We start from the raw sequence: 17,311 nt of genomic DNA on the forward strand, positions 1-17,311 counted from the left end.
TGAATTGCGATTCTCACAAATACTCTTAAAAGTTATTTCAAACTTTCCAAATACCCTAAAACATTTCTCTCTATACGTTCGTTAATATTGGAAATATCAGCTTTTACAAATTTTTCACCTAGAATGTTTTCGTATAACTCGATATATCTATCCGAAACAGTTTCAATATATTCATCGGTCATATTCGGAATTTGTTGTCCTTCTTGCCCTTGAAAACCATTTTCGATTAACCAACGACGCACAAATTCTTTCGATAATTGTTTTTGTTCTTCACCTCTATCTTGTCTTTCTTGATACCCTTCAGAATAGAAATAACGAGAAGAATCTGGAGTATGAATTTCGTCAATAAGAACAATTACTCCGTCTTTGGTTTTTCCAAATTCATATTTTGTATCTACTAAAATCAATCCACGACTGGCAGCAATTTCAGTTCCTCGTTGAAATAAAGCTCTGGTATATTTTTCTAAAACCAAATAATCTTCTTCGCTAACAATTCCTTTTAATAAAATATCTTCACGAGAAATATCTTCATCGTGAGAACCATTGTCGGCTTTAGTAGTTGGAGTTATAATCGGTTCTGGAAATTTATCGTTTTCTTTCAAACCTTCAGCCATTGTTACGCCACAAACTTGTCTTCTTCCTGCGGCATATTCGCGTGCAGCGTGACCCGAAACATAACCACGAATAACCATTTCTACTTTGAAAGGAGTACACAAATGGCCAACAGCTACACTTGGATCGGGAGTGGCAACTAACCAATTGGGAACAATATCTTGGGTTAATTCCATAAATTTGGTGGCAATTTGATTCAGAATTTGTCCCTTATAGGGAATTCCTTTTGGTAAAACCACGTCAAAAGCCGAAAGCCTATCGGTAGCAACCATAACCAAAAGTTCGTCATTGATATTGTAAACTTCTCTAACTTTTCCTCGGTAAACTGATTTCTGATTCGGAAAATTGAAATTGGTAGTGGTAATTGTATTACTCATTGGTTTTTGTGTTGTTATTTTTTATGAATGCAAATTTAAAACTAATTAATAGAGAACACAAAGAAAACCCAAAATTCTATTTCAAAGTCATTTGAGGTTTTAAAATAAACACTTCAATCAAATTAAGAAAACAAATTAGCTGACAAATATTTAGCAACACCTTCGTTATCATTAGAATTAATCACTTCTAAATGCTTTAATTTACTTTTTAAACTTTCGACTGCATTTTCCATAATCAAGGATTTCCCTGAAGAAATAAGCATTTTTTCGTCATTAAAACCATCTCCAAAAGCAATAGATTCTTCGAAAGTATAGTTTTCTATTGCTAAAATTTTAGAAATAGCGACACTTTTATCTACCGATTTATCCATAAATTCTAAACAAAACGGAAGACTAAAAGCATAATGAAATTCCTCTGAATGTACTTTCATAATTTTATCCTTTAACTCTACCAATTTATAATGATTGTCGTGAGTAAAAAATAATTTTATGGCACTCAAATCTTCCATAACACTGTAATCTACAATTTCAAACGGATAATTCATCACGGTTTGAAAACTGTTTAACTTTTTATTTTCCTTATTGGTTTGCCAAGCTTTTTCTTTAAACAAAACGGTAGTAAACTCTGGGTCGATATCCATATCCAAAATCGATTTTATGGCATCACTTTTAATGTCAAAAGAATAAATTAGTTCTTTTGTGGGCGAATGAATTCTCGCTCCATTGGAAGTCACTAAATAAGCGGGACAACCTAAATCTTCAACTATTGGCAACGCATCCAGATGATGACGCCCTGTAGCCACAATAATGAGATAGTTTTCGTTGTGAAGTTGCTGAAAAACAGCCTTTGTATATTCTGAAATTTGATGTTTATTGTTGAGTAATGTTCCGTCTAAATCGCTTACTATTACTTTTATTTTGGAAAAATCTGCAGTCATATCAAATAATTGTGTAGGGCAAATTTAAGGATTTATACTTGGAGGAAAAAAATTCATTTCTAAGATCCTCTTTAAAATCCCATAGAGATTCAGTATTTAACGAAAGAATTAATTGACCAAAAAATCCTAGCGGGATTTCATATTTATAAAAAAACAAAATCAATTATTGGATTCGACCCCAGCTGGGGTCGAATATCATTACAAATCAATTCAATTTCTATAAATATTTATCGTTCTATAAATATATAACGGCTCAGCCGTTATTTATAATTTTGAAAAAAAAAAAAAAAAAAAAACTAATTAAGATTTTTATTAATTTCAAGAAAATTACAATTGCCAATACAACCATAATTAGCAATACCGAAAGCCAAAAAACTACTTCCCAAAAAGGATATATTGTTGTATGCCATCCTGGTATTATAGAACTGTAAAAATCAATATTATAAAATATCGAAATCAATACTATAAAAAAGATCGCAACAAAAATATACCCTTTATACCTCATAAATTTAATCGTGATTCTCAATTTGCTTATACGCATCAATCACTTTTTTGACCAATCTATGTCGAACGATATCTTTGTCATCCAGATAAATAATCCCGATTCCTTCCACATCTTTCAAGACCAAAATAGCCTCTTTCAATCCTGAAATTGTGCGTCTTGGCAAATCGACTTGACCGGGATCGCCAGTAATCATAAACTTGGCATTTTTTCCCATACGAGTCAAGAACATTTTCATTTGCGAATGCGTGGTATTTTGGGCTTCGTCCAGAATTACAAAGGCATTATCCAACGTTCTACCACGCATAAAGGCTAATGGTGCAATCTGTATAATTCCTTTTGTGATATGTTCTTCTAGCTTTTCGTTGGGCAACATATCCCGCAAAGCATCGTATAAAGGCTGCATATACGGATCCAGTTTTTCCTTCATATCTCCTGGAAGAAAACCAAGATTCTCTCCTGCTTCAACCGCTGGACGAGTTAAAATAATTCGTTTGACTTGCTTTTCTTTCAACGCCTTTACGGCCATAGCAACTCCAGTGTAAGTCTTCCCTGTTCCTGCTGGGCCAACGGCAAAAACCATATCATTTTTGGCCATAGTATCCACCAATAATTGCTGATTGGGCGTCATCGCTTTGATGATTTTTCCGCCAACTCCGTGTACCAAAATTTTGTCGTGACCAAAGGCTTTTGCATCTTCCTGCACCGTACTTTGAAGCACACGTTCAATCACGTTATCATCGATGTTGTTGTAACGCGTAAAATGGAGCATCAAGCGGTTGAAGCGGTTTTCAAACTCATCCAAAACTTCTTTTTCGCCAAAAGCCTTCAAAGTCGTTCCTCGGGCTACAATTTTCAATTTGGGATAATACTTTTTAATCATTTCAAGATGAGTGTCTTGAGCGCCCCAAAAATCCTTTGGAGCGATGTCTATGAGCTCGATGATTCTTTCGTTCAAATGGTGTAGTTTTAGTTATTAATAAATCGCTTATAATTATTAGCTTTGCATTTCTCAAATTTAATGAGTTTAAGTTTGCATTTCGTTTTTATTTATAAACAATTTTATGTCAATAATTACCCTTACCACCGATTACGGCTTGAAAGACCACTTTGTTGGCGCTTTAAAAGGGAAAATTTTATCTGAGTATTCCGAGGCTTCAATTATTGATATTTCACATTACATTGACGCATTCAACACAGTAGAAGCGAGTTACATTATTGGGTCCGCTTATTCGAGTTTTCCGAAGGGTACTGTTCATCTCATTGGGGTTGATATGGAGCTGAACAAAGAAAACCAACATATTGCTATGCAATGGAATGATCATTTTTTTATTGCAGCCGATAATGGGATTTTGAGTATGTTAACTCAAAAAATTGTTCCTCAAAAAATAGTTGCCATAAACATTCATGACCGTTTGCCAAGTGATGCTACCGATTTGGATGTTTTTGTAAAAGTGGCTTGCCACATTGCCAGAGGAGGTTTGCTAAATGTGATTGGCAAAGAAATAAAAACAATAAAACAAGTATCCGATTTTCAGGCTGTTACCGCCAATGATGGAAGTTCTATAAAAGGATATGTGATTTACATTGATCATTTTGGAAATGCGGTAACGAATATTTCAAAAAAACAGTTCTTAGAAATCGCCAAAGGAAGACCCTATGAAATTGTTTTGAGAACCAAAAACATCAAAACGATTCTGCCCAATTATTCGGCAATTGCGAGTTCTGAAAAATATCCTCTCAAGAATTATGAAGGCGAAAAACTGGCTATTTTCAACGAAGCTGGTTTTCTGGAGATTGCTATTTTTAAGAGTAATCCATCAAAATTTGGCTCGGCAAATAGCTTGTTGGGATTGAATTATAGAGATGTTATCAATATAGTTTTTAGATAAAAACAACTTAATGTAAAAATGTATGACTACAACAGAAAAAATAGAGCAAGCAATAATAAATTTTGTGACAGGTGGCGACAACAGTGATACAGTTTTATTAGACAAAGTATTGCATAATGATTTTAGAGTAACAAATAATGGGTTTCTGGGAACTTCAGGCGTAACAATAATTGACAAAAAAAAATATTTATCAAACATCAAGAATGGTATTTTTGGGGGACTCCCAAGAATAATGAAAATTGAAAGCATTGACAACAGCGAAACTATTGCTATGGTCAAACTCCGTTTAGAGAGTCCTGAAAATCATTTCGTATCATACAACTCTTTAGTTTTAGACACTGACAATGAATGGAAACTTATAAATAATCTTGCTGTTGTTGAAGCAAAGAACTAATTATTAAATCAACAGTCAAATGTTCATACGAATTGTAAAAATGTCCTTTCACGAAGAAAACATTCCTGCTTTTTTGGAAAACTTCGAAATCATAAAAGACAAAATACGAAACGCGCAAGGAAATCGTTTATTGGAACTGTATCAAGACAAGACCAATAAATGTATTTTCTTTACGTACAGTTATTGGGAAACCGAAGAAGACTTAGAAAATTACAGACAATCGGAGCTTTTTAATGAAGTTTGGGCGTTTACCAAAAAGTTATTCAACGACAAACCTGAGGCTTGGAGCGTGAATAAATTGGTCAGTTTGCAGTAATTAGTGGTCAGTTTTTAACAATAAACAATGAACTATAAACAACAAACCGTTTAATGAAATCAATAGTAGTAAGAGAAATAAAATCCTTTTTTGGTTCGCCAATTGGTTATTTGGTGATTGCCGTTTTCCTGATTGGGAATGGGTTATTCCTTTGGGTTTTCGAAGGAGAATATAATATTTTGAACAGCGGTTTTGCCGATTTGAGTCCGTTTTTTACGTTGGCACCGTGGATTCTAATCTTCCTGATTCCAGCCGTAACAATGCGTAGTTTTTCGGATGAGAAAAAGCAGGGAACATTAGAATTGTTGTTGACCAAACCCTTAAGCATTTGGCAAATCGTAAACGGAAAATTTCTGGGTTCGATGCTGTTGATTGTTATGGCAATTATTCCAACATTCATTTATATCTGGGTTATTTCTGGTTTAGGTTCGCCCGAAGGCAACATTGATATGGGCAGTACAATGGGTTCTTATTTTGGATTATTATTCCTGATTGCTGGGTATTCTGCGATTGGAATCTTCACTTCTACCCTATCCGAAAATCAAATTGTGGCTTTTATTGTATCGGTATTTTTGTGTTTCTTCTTTTATTTTGGTTTCGAAAGTTTGGCAACAATTATTCCGAGTTTTCAAGGTCTAATTGCTCCATTCGGAATGCAAGATCATTTCAAATCTATGAGCCGTGGCGTGATTGATACTCGCGATGTTATTTATTTTGTGAGCGTCACCGTTTTGTTCCTCTCATTTACTGTTTATAATCTAAAATCTGTTAAATCGTAATGACAACTTCAAAGAAAAACAACCTAAAATCTTTACTGATTCTCATTGCTATTCTATTGTTTTTAAACGGAATGAGCAGTTATTTCTTCCATCGTTTTGATTTAACAAATGATAAAAGATACACGCTTTCAACCACTTCGTTAAATATTATCAAACAAGTAAAAGCTCCGTTGTATGTAAAAATCTATTTGCAAGGCGATTTACCTGCTGAATTCAAGCGTTTGCAAAGCGAAACTCGAGATTTATTCGAAGAATTTCAAGCCTATAACAAGAATATTATTTTCGAATTCGTAGATCCCTTAGAAAACGAAGACGAAAGTATGGACAACATTAAAGAATTGTATTCAAAAGGGTTAACCCCAATAAACATCACCGTTGACGACAAAGGAAAACAATCGCAAGAAATGGTTTTTCCTTGGGCAATCGCGGTTTACAACAACAAAGAAGTTAACATTCCTTTATTGAAAAATATTATGGGCGCTTCGACTACCCAAAAAGTCGTGGGTTCGGTGCAACATTTAGAATATTCTATTGCCGATGCCATCAACAAAATCACCGTAGAAAAACAGAAAAAAGTAGCCGTTATCAAAGGAAATGGAGAACTTCAAGATGTGCAAATTGCCAAATTCTTGATGCAGGTTCGAGAAAGCTACCACATTGGCCCATTTACTTTAGATTCAGTTGCAAAAAACCCTACAGGAAGCCTAGAAGCCTTGCAAAAATATGATTTGGCCATTATTGCAAAACCAACCGAAACGTTCACAGATGCCGAGAAACAAGTATTAGACCAATTCATCATCAATGGAGGAAAAACCTTGTGGTTGGTAGATCAAGTGAATATGGAAATGGACAGTTTGTATAACGATTCGGGAGCAACTTTGGCCTTTCCAAGAGATTTGAATTTGAACGATATGTTCTTTAAATACGGATTTCGAATTAATCCAGATTTGGTAAAAGACGAACACGGAAGCCCAATAAAACTGGCAACTGGCGAACAAGGAAGTGCTACTCAATATCAGGAATTCAATTGGAAATTTGCTCCACAAGTATATCCCATTAGCAAACATCCTATTGTAAAAAACTTGGGCGGAATCAAGTTCGATTTTGCCAGCGGTATCGATACTTTGAAAAACGGAATCAAAAAAACGGTTTTATTGCAATCTTCTCTATATTCGAAGAGAATTGGTTCGCCAGCAGAAATCAATTTGAATATTGTTGAAGAAGAAACTTCGCCCAATCATTACTTGAATACGGGTTATATTCCGCTTTCGGTTTTGCTCGAAGGATCTTTTCATTCGATGTTCGAAAATAGGGTTTTACCATTTCAACAAAAATCATTTCAAACCGCTGGAAAACCCAATAAAATAATTGTAATTTCGGACGGCGATTTGATTAAAAACCAATTGGATAAAAACTTTCAACCTGTGGAATTGGGTTATGACCAACGCTCAGGAAATTTGTATGACAACAAAGATTTCTTGATGAATTGTGTGAATTATTTACTCGACGACAACGGACTTATTAACATTCGAAGCAAAGATCTCGATTTGCCTTTGTTAGATAAAGAAAAAGTTTACGAAAGTTACACGACGACACAAATCCTAACCATCGGACTTCCAATCCTTATTTTAGCGCTTTTTGGCATTGTATTTACGTTCTTGAGGAAGAAAAAATATGCCAACTAATGTTAATAAAAAAAGTTTTTATTCTAAATTAGTTTACGATATATTTGTAGACTGTATCGTATTTTGAAATTCAGTAAAAAATATATACCAATAAAAGAAAACAGATGAAATTTATAGTATCGAGTTCGTACTTATTAAAACAATTACAGGTTTTAGGAAATGTTATCAATAGTAGCAATACTTTACCTATTTTAGACAATTTCCTTTTTGAATTGGATCATCAAACATTAACGGTTTCTGCTTCCGATTTAGAAACGACAATGTCAGCCACCTTAGACATCGATTCTACAAGCAAAGGAAGTGTTGCTGTTCCTGCAAAATTACTTTTAGAAATCCTCAAAACGTTTCCTGAACAACCTTTGACTTTCACTGTTGAAGAAAATAGCACGATTGAAATCAGCTCTAATTCAGGAAAATATGCTTTGGCATATGCTCCAGGAGAAGAATTTCCAAAATCTGTAAACTTAGACGAACCATCAGTAACTTTAGTTCCTGCCGATGTTTTGGCAACTGCCATCAGCAAAACTATTTTTGCGGCTGGAAACGATGATTTACGTCCAGTAATGTCTGGTGTTTTCTTCCAATTTTCACCTCAAGGTTTAATATTTGTAGCTACCGATGCACACAAATTAGTAAAATATGCTCGTACGGATGTAAGCGCTTCAGAAGTGGCTGATTTCATTATGCCAAAGAAACCTTTGACTATTTTGAAAAACATTTTGGGTTCTTCGGACGCAGAAGTAAAAATCGAATACAACGATTCGAATGCTACTTTTTCTTTCGACAATTATGTTTTAATGTGTCGTTTGATTGATGGTAAATATCCAAACTACGAAGCCGTTATCCCAAAAGAAAATCCAAACAAATTGATGATTGATCGTTCTCAATTCTTGAGTTCTGTTCGTCGTGTTGCGATTTTCTCTAACAAAACCACACACCAAATTCGATTGAAAATTGCTGGAGCCGAATTGAATATTTCTGCAGAAGATATTGATTATTCTAACAAAGCCGAAGAGCGTTTGACTTGTGATTATCAAGGAGACGATATGCAAATTGGGTATAACTCTCGTTTCTTGACTGAAATGTTGACCAACTTACAATCGGATATGATTATGCTTGAAATGTCGTTGCCAAACAGAGCTGGAATCTTAACTCCTGTTGATGGATTAGAAGAAGGCGAAACGGTAACAATGCTCGTTATGCCTGTAATGCTAAACAATTAAAGTTAACTACACTTTTTATACTAAAAACGTCCAAAACGAATTTGGACGTTTTTTTTTGTTCTATACTTTTATTCGTGCAAAGCCAAAACTGGAATACTCAATTTATTTGAAAATTTCTGGGTTAAACTGGGTTTGAATAATTCTACAAAAAAGTTTCTTTTGTATGTCAGCATAGCCAATATATCAATGTCTTTAAACAAAATAAAATCGGCAATAGTATCTTGTACCTCTTCACTTGGAATGATAGAAAACTGAACTGGTTGACCTTGAAAATCTTCCTCCCATTCTTTTATTGTTGATGTATCAACGTCTGAATTATTAGTTTGCACATACAAGCATTTTACTTTTGCATTTGTTTTTTTAGCTATTTTCAACACCTCTTTAAGCGCCTTTTTATCTTTAGTTCGATACCGTGTTGTAAAACCAATAGTTTCTATTTTTTTGAATTTCGCTTCTAAAGGAATACTTAAAACAGGTACATCTACAGCAGTGAGAACGTTGCCAGTATTAGTTCCTAAGAAAAAGGCTTCCCAACCCGTAGCTCCAGAAGTTCCCATCACAATAAAATCAATATTTTCTTCCTTGATAGCATTTTTTATATTGTACAATAAATTACCATCCATCAATCGATGGCTCATTTTAATATGATTCAGATTCCTTGCATCGGCAATAGCGTGAAGCTTTGGAATTTCGTCTTTAAACATATCAAATTGAGTCAATTGAAGGGAGTCATAAACAGTACCATAATTCTCAGGAAAAAATTGAGCGTCATAAACTGGAAGTTCAAACGAATGCAACAAAACAAGTTCGCCATTCACTATTTTTGCAAACTCCAAAGCGTGAACAAAAGCATTCTCAGCCGTTTCGGAAAAATCTGTGGGAAACAAAATCTTTTTCATTTTAATGACTTTTAGTATTAATTTACACTTTAAAGTTAAGCATAAATAATCAATCAACAAGGCTAATTATGAGATATTTATGATCAATAACATAAGCAAACAGACAAGCCATTAAATTAAAAAATTTGTTACTTATCAAGATTTAGTACCTTTGTCACTTAGACCCATTTATATGATACATCACGATTCAATAGTTGCTCTTGCCACACCTTCTGGAGCTGGAGCAATCGCCATCATCAGGATTTCTGGCGAAGAGGCCATTACTATTGGAAATACAGTTTTTCAATCCATCAAAGGAAAGGATTTGACCCAACAAAAATCTCATACCTTGCATTTGGGGCATATCGTTGATGGTAACAAAACACTAGATCAGGTTTTGATTTCCATTTTCAAAGGACCTAACTCCTATACAGGCGAAAATACAATCGAAATTTCCTGTCACGGATCAACTTATATCCAACAGCAAATTATTCAGTTATTGCTTCGCAAAGGCTGCCGAATGGCCAATCCTGGCGAATTTACTCTTCGTTCCTTTCTGAATGGAAAAATGGATTTATCACAAGCCGAAGCCATTGCCGATTTAATTTCGTCCGACAATGAAGCTTCACACCAAATTGCGATGCAGCAAATGCGTGGTGGATTCTCGAACGAAATTGCTAAACTTCGAGAAGAATTATTGAATTTTGCCTCATTAATCGAACTCGAATTGGACTTTGCCGAAGAAGATGTAGAATTTGCCGATAGAACCCAATTCTGGGAATTATTGAATCGAATAGAATTTGTTTTGAAACGTTTAATCGATTCGTTTGCTGTTGGAAATGTCATCAAAAACGGAATTCCCGTAGCGATTGTAGGCGAACCCAATGTAGGAAAATCGACTTTGTTGAACGCTTTGTTGAACGAAGAACGTGCTATTGTTTCGCACATTGCAGGAACAACTCGCGACACCATTGAAGACGAATTAGTCATTGGCGGTATTAGCTTTCGTTTTATCGACACGGCTGGAATTAGAGAAACTAAAGACTTGGTAGAAAGTATTGGTATCCAGAAAACCTTCGAAAAAATAGAACAAGCACAGGTGGTTTTGTATTTGTTTGAAAGTTTAAAGTTTAAAGTTCAAAGTTCAGAATATATCATAGAAATTGAGAAAATAAAAAATCAGTTTCCGCTTAAACCTTTGGTTGTTGTCATCAATAAAATAGATTTACTTACAACTAATGAAATTGTGACTATACGCCAACAACTTGAAACTTTAAACATTAAACTTGAAACCATATCCGCCAAAAACAACCTAGGAGTTGACGAACTCAAAAATCAACTCCTTTCGTTTGTCAACACTGGTGCATTGCGCAATAACGAAACCATCGTAACCAACACTCGTCATTATGATTCGCTGTTAAAAGCCTTGGACGAAATCCAAAAAGTAAAATTTGGTCTGGAAACGAATTTGTCTAGTGACTTGATTGCCTTGGATATTCGTGAAGCTTTGTATCAATTTGGGTTGATCACTGGGCAGGTTTCAAACGATGAATTGTTGGGTAATATTTTTGCTAATTTTTGTATCGGAAAGTAATAATCATTCTTTTATTTGTTAACTACCTATTTTTGTTGACTTTACAACAAATATTCTTCTTTTATTTGTTGCCCAATAACCTTTTATTCGTTATATTTGTTGTTCTATTGTTGCCCAATGATAGATTTTGTTGCCCAAATTCAAAGGCAACAAACTTGGCGAAATGATGCTACATATTGCTACACTTCGCTACATTATGCAACACAATGCAATATATTATGAGTAGCAATATGGCAATCCCGAAAACCTGTTCTTATTGTGGTAAGGCTTTTATAGCCAAAACCACTTTAACCAGATATTGTGGCCATACTTGCAATTCTAGACACTACAAACAAAAAGTCAAGGAAGACAAAATTCAAAACTCATTAGTTGAGCAACGGCAAACAATGCAAAGTTTGCCAACCTTGCAATCTGCAAACCTCAACTCTCTTACATCCAAAAACTTTTTATCGGTTCAAGATGCAGCAGAACTAATTGGCGTTAGTCGATGGACAATCAACAGAATGATAAAACGTGGAGAACTCCAAATTCACAAGTTTGGTAGAAAGAAAATAATTCAACGCACACAGATAGATAAACTTTTTAATTGATGGTATAATGAAAGTAACTTTAAGACAAAGACAGAAAGCAAATAAAATTAGCTTGTATCTTGATTACTATAAAAATGGTAAACGAGAATATGAATATCTAGGTTTATACCTCATCCCAGAACCCGAAAAAGGAAAGCTAACACAGGCGCAAAAAGACGAAAACAAAAAAATCCTTTCGTTAGCGGAAAGTGTACGTTCCAAAAGACATTTAGAAATTCAAAACGGAATGTATGGTTTCAATGACCAGGAGAAGTTAAAAGGCTTCTTCATTATCTATATGGAAACACTTGCTGAAATGAGAATGGAAAGCAAAGGTAATTATGATAACTGGGATAGCACCATCAAACATTTAAGAAAGTTTTGTCCAAAAGATATTTCATTTGCTCAATTAGATAGAAAGTTTGTTGAAGGTTTCAAAGACTACTTAACCAAAACAGCGAAGACACCAAGCAATAAAAACCTTTCTGATAATTCGGCACACTCCTATTTCAACAAATTTAGAGCAGCTTTAAAACAAGCCGTTAAAGATGGAATTATCCGTTCCAATCCTGCCGAGCAAGTAGACTGTTTACCACAAGGCGACAGCGAAAGAGAGTTTCTAACGTTAGAAGAATTACAAAGCATACTCAAACACGAATGTGAAATTCCAATCCTAAAAACAGCGTTTGTATTCAGTTGCCTAACAGGTTTGCGATGGTCAGATATAAATAAGCTAGTTTGGTCAGAAGTGCAGCACTCAAATGATTACGGTTGGTACATTCGTTTTAGACAAAAGAAAACTAAAGGAGCAGAAACATTGCCAATGTCAGACCAAGCTCGTGATTTATTAAAAGAAATCGGAGAACCTGAAGAAAGAGTTTTTAAAGGATTAAAATATAGTGCGTGGCACAATTTAAAATTACAACAATGGGTTATGAAAGCTGGAATAAGTAAAACAATAACGTTCCATTGTGCGCGTCATACTTATGCAACTTTGCAACTCACGTTAGGAACTGATATATTTACGGTATCTAAATTATTAGGTCATAAAGACATTAGAACTACTCAAGTATATGCCAAAATAATTGACGAAAAGAAAATGGAAGCAGCTAACAGAATAAAATTAGATTTTTAATTATGGAGAAAGATTTTCACTTTTTTAAATTTGAAGAAGGAGAAATAATGATGAACCCATACGAGGTTTATCCTTTGGATGGCTATGAAGAACCAGAAAACTTTCCAAATTGTTGTAACTGGCACAAATCAATTGTTGATTTATCGATTGAGTTTTATGATAAATTCCCTAACTGTTGCGAGAAACATAAAAAATTCGCAAAGAACTTTAACATTGATAAAACTCGCTACGAGAATATAAAAATTGACATCGTGCGTAAAATGTGTTATACAATGCACTTTCTGGAAGTCAAAATAAACAATGACAATTGGTACGAAGATACTATACACTGGTTTGAATATATAGAAAGAAGCTTTGGACAACCCGAAGTCGGTCTATCTCCTTACCTACAAAATCTATCCACATCAATTGAAAACAGTAAAAAAATCCCTGATGATAAAAAAGCAATCCTAAATAAATACTTTGAAGATTTGCATAAACCACCAGTTAAAGCTAATGATACGGATTTTAATATTCTTTTTGAAACATACTTTACTTGGCTAAAGCTTTTTCCATTCGAGTTATCAATATTCAAAAATTTAAAAGCTCATTTTGAAAAACAATTACCATTTGTAAAAGGTAAATCAGACTATAATCCATATACTGGCTTAACTGCCTTTAAAACTGTTAGTCAAACTGAATTAATTCAGAATTTAATAAACACAACTAATAGCATTTTATCAAAAGTTGACACATCAGTTATGGTTGAAAAAAACTTTAACGATCAAGCCAATATTCATAACCTAGAAATATTAAACAAACTTCATAGAACAAAGCAAGAAACACTTTTAAAAGAATTTTCAAAGTTTGAAACCAAATACATTAAAACGATAAAAAGATGGCTACAAAATGAGAAGGAATATTTCTCAAATGTAGTACCTATTATTAATCAAAAAGTTTTACCACAAACAATTAAAGTTGTGACAATAAAAGCATTTAAACTTAAAGGGGTTCAAGCTACAATAAAAGATAAAGCAATTGATTTGCATAATTCATTAGTAACAAAACAATATCTAAATGAAGAATGCAAAAAAGACTTTATTAAACTTTTCACAGGGGTACAGACAGAAAATAAGATTTCTTGGTTAGGGCAAAAAGGAGAATTAAAATCTTTTGTTGATTTTCTATTATCACTTGGTAAAATTGAAAATTGCCAATCCAACAAATGGACAATTACCGCAGCTAACTTTAAATTCTTAAATGATGACTTTAATGCTAACACAATTAAAGACACTAAAAAAGCTAAAAACGACATAAATATAAAGCAAATTGTTCAAAGGATTAACTAACAAACTCCGCACCGCCTATATTTATTTTAACTTTTTTCAAACTATCTTTCTTTTGTATGGTTTATAATTACTAATCCCAACAAAATCAAGGCTCCGCCTTCACTCCGCCTCTAAAAGGCGGAGTTCTTTTTACGCCATATTTCGAGATAACTTGCACCTGTGTTTGAGGATAAAACCTCTCGTTCTCAAACACGAGAGAGGAAATTTTAACAACAAAATTTCAAAGCAAGATGGAAGAAATAATCCTTCAAAAATTAAGTAACATCGAAACAATGTTACAAGAGCAAAACCTATTAAAAAAGGATGTGCTAAACTTTAACGAAACTTGTACTTATATAGACATAAGTGCATCACACTTGTACAAAATGACAAGCCAAAAGCTAATACCTCATTTTTGTCCACAAGGCAAAAAACTGTATTTCAAACGTGCTGAATTAGACGAATGGCTACTACGCAACCGTCAAGACAGTACCGACGAAATCGAGACAATGGCAGCCAACTATTTACTAACTCACAAAAGAAAATAAGCGATGCCATTCTACGAACCTTCAGAAAAAATGTTCCAAGAAATCCAAGAACATTTAAAAGAGATTACTGTTATTCTCAAAGAAAAACAGCAGATGAACCCAGACGACTTATTCTGCGACAATCAAGAGTTTATGAAAATTATGAACATAAGCAAGCGATTAGCCCAAAGTTGGAGAGACAGCGGATTTATCGGCTATTGTCAATTAGGTAATAAAATCTATTACCGACTAAAAGACATTCAAGAGTTATTAAATGAAAACTATAAACCGAAGAGAAAATGAGTGAAGTAGTAAACAAACAGATGATGGTAAGCGTTTATAAAGAATTTAAATACAACTTGGGAGAAAGAAACCTTATTGATGTTCTTCAAGAAATCAAATCCGATAAATACCAAAGTGAAGTAAATTCAATTCGCTACGCATTACACAAAGGAGACGAGAAAACAGCCGATGAAATTAAAAGTGGCTTAAATGGTTTTACAATGTCCGGCACGTATGGAACAAGCAGAACCAAAGCCAACCTCAATACCTATTCTCAAATAATCGGATTAGACTTCGACCACATTCCAGTTACAGAACTCTATACATTGGTAAAGCTAATAAACGACTGCAAATACACGTTCGCATCATTTATTAGTCCAAGTGGCGAAGGAATTAAGGTATTCATTAAAATCAACTCCAATGCAACACAACACGCTATCGCATACAATCAAGTGGCAACTTTTTATAAAAACCTATCGGGTTATGATTTTGATGCAAAATGCAAAGACATTACCAGATTGTGTTTTGTTTCTTATGATCCAGAGATTTATATAAAGGAAGATGCAACAATATTTGAAGTTCAAGAAGAAGCACTACCACTTCCAAAACCGCAAAAAGTGGAAACAACTTTTTTTGAAGCAACTGACACTTTATTGGACAAATGCCTAAAATTCACAGAGCAAAAAGAACAATACACTAACGGCAATCGAAATAACTTCATTCATCTATTTGCATCTAATGCCAATCGTTTCGGGATTTACGAAGCCGATACACTTGACTATTGTACTACTAATTTCGATTTAGACGAAAAAGAAATCAAAGCATCGGTTCAAAGTGCCTATAAAAATCAGTCGGCAGATTTTGCCAAGTTTGCCGACTTTGCCAACCGCAAACCTGTACAACAAAAAACAATTAGCAAAGCAAAAAATGACCCAATAGACGACGAAAACTATTTACTAAACACACCTATAATTCCGCAATCGGTTTACGACAACTTACCTCCTATCTTAAAACAAGGTGCAGAAGCATTCTCCGAACCAAGAGAAAGAGATACGTTTCTAACAGGTGCTTTAGCAATTCTATCAGGTTGCTTACCAAATGTTACTGGTGAGTATGGTGGCAGAACCGTATATCCTCATTTATTTTCTTTCATTCTTGCTCCTGCTGCATCAGGTAAAGGTGCGTTACAATCTTCTAAAGAATTAGCCGATAAATACCACGAAGAAGTTCTGAAAAATTCAAGAGAACAAAAAAAAGAATACGACCTAAAAATGGCAGCTTACAAAAAAGCGCAACGTTTCCAAAAGAAAGACGACAATACACAAGAAGAAATTCCAGAAGAACCGCCATTCAAAGTAGTATTCATTCCTGCCAATACTAGTAATGCAAAAATTATCCAACACTTACAACAAAATGACGGTACAGGTATTATATGCGAAACCGAAGCCGATACGCTAGGACAAGTATTCAAAAACGATTGGGGTTCTTATTCTGATTTGTTACGAAAAGCATTCCATAGCGAAAAAATATCCATTTCACGAAAAACAAATAACGAGTATTTCGAAATTAACAATCCACGTTTAGCTGTTGCACTTTCGGGAACACCTCAACAAGTGTATAACATTATTGCATCTGCCGAAGATGGTTTATTCAGTCGTTTTGTATTTTATGTTTTCAAAACCAACAGCAAATGGATTGACCCTTCTCCGTATGGCAATAGAGTAAATTTAACCGACCATTTTGCAAAGTTATCTATTGCAGTATATGAAATGGTTTTGTATCTCGACAGAGGTAAAACAACAATCCATTTAACCAGAGAACAATGGGACAAATTCAACCCAACATTCAGCGAGTACTTAAGTCAAATCAGTGCCTTTGTTTCAGAGGATGCGCAAAGTATTGTAAAACGTCTAGGATTAGTTTTATATAGAATGTGTATGATTTTTACAAGCATTCGCAAATTCCAAGCACAAGAACAAGCCACTGATATTCAATGTTTAGACGAAGATTTTGAAACAGCATCACAACTGATTGAAGTCTATTTAAAACACAACATTCTAATGTTCGAAAACCTACCAAAACAAGAGGACGAAGAAAATGGACCTTTCAAAAAAGGACAAAACAAAAAACTGTTCTTTGATGCTTTACCAAATAACTTCACACGAAAAGAAGCGGTGGAATTAGGTGCTACCTTCAATATAGCAGAAAGAACGGTGGGTTCGTTTCTAAAATCTTGTTTAGGCAATTACTTACAACAACCTGAATATGGGACATATACAAAAATCATCTAAAGTTAAACAA

Annotated in this window: 17 protein-coding genes; 13 read left to right on the forward strand and 4 right to left on the reverse strand. The window is 34.2% G+C overall.

Annotated elements, in window-relative coordinates; all coding sequences use genetic code 11:
• Positions 1–32: 32 nt before the first annotated feature.
• From C3L50_RS03250 to C3L50_RS03265, 3 genes are all read right to left on the reverse strand, one after another.
• A complete protein-coding gene (locus C3L50_RS03250; protein ID WP_103804719.1) occupies positions 33–989 on the reverse strand; it encodes a phosphoribosylaminoimidazolesuccinocarboxamide synthase in 957 nt (318 codons plus the stop codon).
• 122 nt (positions 990–1,111) lie between these two features.
• A complete protein-coding gene (locus C3L50_RS03255) occupies positions 1,112–1,927 on the reverse strand; it encodes a Cof-type HAD-IIB family hydrolase (protein ID WP_103804720.1) in 816 nt (271 codons plus the stop codon).
• Between the two features lie 509 nt (positions 1,928–2,436).
• Positions 2,437–3,387, reverse strand: a complete 951-nt coding sequence (locus C3L50_RS03265) for a PhoH family protein (protein WP_103804722.1) — start codon at positions 3,385–3,387, stop codon at positions 2,437–2,439.
• Between the two features lie 106 nt (positions 3,388–3,493).
• Here C3L50_RS03265 and C3L50_RS03270 point away from each other — a divergent pair, with 106 nt between their 5' ends.
• From C3L50_RS03270 to dnaN, 6 genes are all read left to right on the forward strand, one after another.
• A complete protein-coding gene (locus C3L50_RS03270) occupies positions 3,494–4,321 on the forward strand; it encodes an SAM hydrolase/SAM-dependent halogenase family protein (RefSeq protein ID WP_103804723.1) in 828 nt (275 codons plus the stop codon).
• A 22-nt stretch (positions 4,322–4,343) separates the two neighbouring features.
• A complete protein-coding gene (locus C3L50_RS03275) occupies positions 4,344–4,715 on the forward strand; it encodes a nuclear transport factor 2 family protein (protein WP_103804724.1) in 372 nt (123 codons plus the stop codon).
• Positions 4,716–4,734: 19 nt separating this feature from the next.
• Positions 4,735–5,031 (forward strand): putative quinol monooxygenase, encoded by a 297-nt coding sequence (locus C3L50_RS03280; protein WP_103804725.1) that lies wholly within the window; start codon positions 4,735–4,737, stop codon positions 5,029–5,031.
• Between the two features lie 53 nt (positions 5,032–5,084).
• On the forward strand, positions 5,085–5,810 hold the full coding sequence (gene gldF / locus C3L50_RS03285) for a gliding motility-associated ABC transporter permease subunit GldF (protein ID WP_103804726.1): 726 nt from the start codon (positions 5,085–5,087) through the stop codon (positions 5,808–5,810).
• Positions 5,810–7,495 carry a gliding motility-associated ABC transporter substrate-binding protein GldG gene (gldG, locus tag C3L50_RS03290; protein WP_103804727.1) on the forward strand — a complete coding sequence of 562 codons (1,686 nt, stop codon included), beginning with the start codon at positions 5,810–5,812 and terminating at the stop codon, positions 7,493–7,495. Before gldF ends, gldG begins: the two co-directional genes overlap by 1 nt.
• A gap of 104 nt (positions 7,496–7,599) precedes the next feature.
• Entirely contained in the window at positions 7,600–8,718 is a 1,119-nt protein-coding gene (dnaN, locus tag C3L50_RS03295) for a DNA polymerase III subunit beta (RefSeq protein WP_103804728.1), read from the forward strand.
• Between the two features lie 68 nt (positions 8,719–8,786).
• On the opposite strand, the gene C3L50_RS03300 is transcribed toward dnaN, so the two are convergent.
• Positions 8,787–9,617: a universal stress protein gene (locus C3L50_RS03300; RefSeq protein ID WP_103804729.1), complete on the reverse strand. Its 831-nt coding sequence runs from the start codon at positions 9,615–9,617 to the stop codon at positions 8,787–8,789.
• 172 nt (positions 9,618–9,789) lie between these two features.
• Between C3L50_RS03300 and mnmE the strand changes: the two genes are divergently transcribed.
• The 7 genes from mnmE (at position 9,790) to C3L50_RS03335 (ending at position 17,301) form a co-directional block, all read left to right on the forward strand.
• A complete protein-coding gene (gene mnmE / locus C3L50_RS03305; protein WP_103804730.1) occupies positions 9,790–11,190 on the forward strand; it encodes a tRNA uridine-5-carboxymethylaminomethyl(34) synthesis GTPase MnmE in 1,401 nt (466 codons plus the stop codon).
• Positions 11,191–11,408: 218 nt separating this feature from the next.
• Positions 11,409–11,780: a helix-turn-helix domain-containing protein gene (locus C3L50_RS03310; RefSeq protein WP_103805107.1), complete on the forward strand. Its 372-nt coding sequence runs from the start codon at positions 11,409–11,411 to the stop codon at positions 11,778–11,780.
• A gap of 7 nt (positions 11,781–11,787) precedes the next feature.
• Positions 11,788–12,894 (forward strand): site-specific integrase, encoded by a 1,107-nt coding sequence (locus C3L50_RS03315; RefSeq protein ID WP_103804731.1) that lies wholly within the window; start codon positions 11,788–11,790, stop codon positions 12,892–12,894.
• Positions 12,895–12,896: 2 nt separating this feature from the next.
• On the forward strand, positions 12,897–14,222 hold the full coding sequence (locus tag C3L50_RS03320; RefSeq protein WP_103804732.1) for a hypothetical protein: 1,326 nt from the start codon (positions 12,897–12,899) through the stop codon (positions 14,220–14,222).
• Positions 14,223–14,452: 230 nt separating this feature from the next.
• On the forward strand, positions 14,453–14,749 hold the full coding sequence (locus C3L50_RS03325; RefSeq protein WP_103804733.1) for a helix-turn-helix domain-containing protein: 297 nt from the start codon (positions 14,453–14,455) through the stop codon (positions 14,747–14,749).
• 3 nt (positions 14,750–14,752) lie between these two features.
• Positions 14,753–15,031, forward strand: coding sequence for a helix-turn-helix domain-containing protein (locus tag C3L50_RS03330; RefSeq protein WP_243400326.1), 279 nt, complete (start codon positions 14,753–14,755; stop codon positions 15,029–15,031).
• Positions 15,028–17,301: a DUF3987 domain-containing protein gene (locus C3L50_RS03335; protein WP_103804734.1), complete on the forward strand. Its 2,274-nt coding sequence runs from the start codon at positions 15,028–15,030 to the stop codon at positions 17,299–17,301. Before C3L50_RS03330 ends, C3L50_RS03335 begins: the two co-directional genes overlap by 4 nt.
• Positions 17,302–17,311 lie beyond the last annotated feature (10 nt).

The sequence above is a fragment of the Flavobacterium alvei genome (assembly GCF_002920895.1).
Taxonomy (GTDB): domain Bacteria; phylum Bacteroidota; class Bacteroidia; order Flavobacteriales; family Flavobacteriaceae; genus Flavobacterium; species Flavobacterium alvei.

Bases quoted from the DNA above. Each gene is read 5' to 3' on its own strand.
- C3L50_RS03250 (WP_103804719.1), bottom strand. From the start codon at position 989: ATGAGTAATACAATTACCACTACCAATTTCAATTTTCCGAATCAGAAA.
- C3L50_RS03255 (WP_103804720.1), bottom strand. From the start codon at position 1,927: ATGACTGCAGATTTTTCCAAAATAAAAGTAATAGTAAGCGATTTAGAC.
- C3L50_RS03270 (WP_103804723.1), top strand. From the start codon at position 3,494: ATGTCAATAATTACCCTTACCACCGATTACGGCTTGAAAGACCACTTT.
- C3L50_RS03275 (WP_103804724.1), top strand. From the start codon at position 4,344: ATGACTACAACAGAAAAAATAGAGCAAGCAATAATAAATTTTGTGACA.
- C3L50_RS03280 (WP_103804725.1), top strand. From the start codon at position 4,735: ATGTTCATACGAATTGTAAAAATGTCCTTTCACGAAGAAAACATTCCT.
- gldF (WP_103804726.1), top strand. From the start codon at position 5,085: ATGAAATCAATAGTAGTAAGAGAAATAAAATCCTTTTTTGGTTCGCCA.
- gldG (WP_103804727.1), top strand. From the start codon at position 5,810: ATGACAACTTCAAAGAAAAACAACCTAAAATCTTTACTGATTCTCATT.
- dnaN (WP_103804728.1), top strand. From the start codon at position 7,600: ATGAAATTTATAGTATCGAGTTCGTACTTATTAAAACAATTACAGGTT.
- C3L50_RS03300 (WP_103804729.1), bottom strand. From the start codon at position 9,617: ATGAAAAAGATTTTGTTTCCCACAGATTTTTCCGAAACGGCTGAGAAT.
- mnmE (WP_103804730.1), top strand. From the start codon at position 9,790: ATGATACATCACGATTCAATAGTTGCTCTTGCCACACCTTCTGGAGCT.
- C3L50_RS03310 (WP_103805107.1), top strand. From the start codon at position 11,409: ATGAGTAGCAATATGGCAATCCCGAAAACCTGTTCTTATTGTGGTAAG.
- C3L50_RS03315 (WP_103804731.1), top strand. From the start codon at position 11,788: ATGAAAGTAACTTTAAGACAAAGACAGAAAGCAAATAAAATTAGCTTG.
- C3L50_RS03320 (WP_103804732.1), top strand. From the start codon at position 12,897: ATGGAGAAAGATTTTCACTTTTTTAAATTTGAAGAAGGAGAAATAATG.
- C3L50_RS03325 (WP_103804733.1), top strand. From the start codon at position 14,453: ATGGAAGAAATAATCCTTCAAAAATTAAGTAACATCGAAACAATGTTA.
- C3L50_RS03330 (WP_243400326.1), top strand. From the start codon at position 14,753: ATGCCATTCTACGAACCTTCAGAAAAAATGTTCCAAGAAATCCAAGAA.
- C3L50_RS03335 (WP_103804734.1), top strand. From the start codon at position 15,028: ATGAGTGAAGTAGTAAACAAACAGATGATGGTAAGCGTTTATAAAGAA.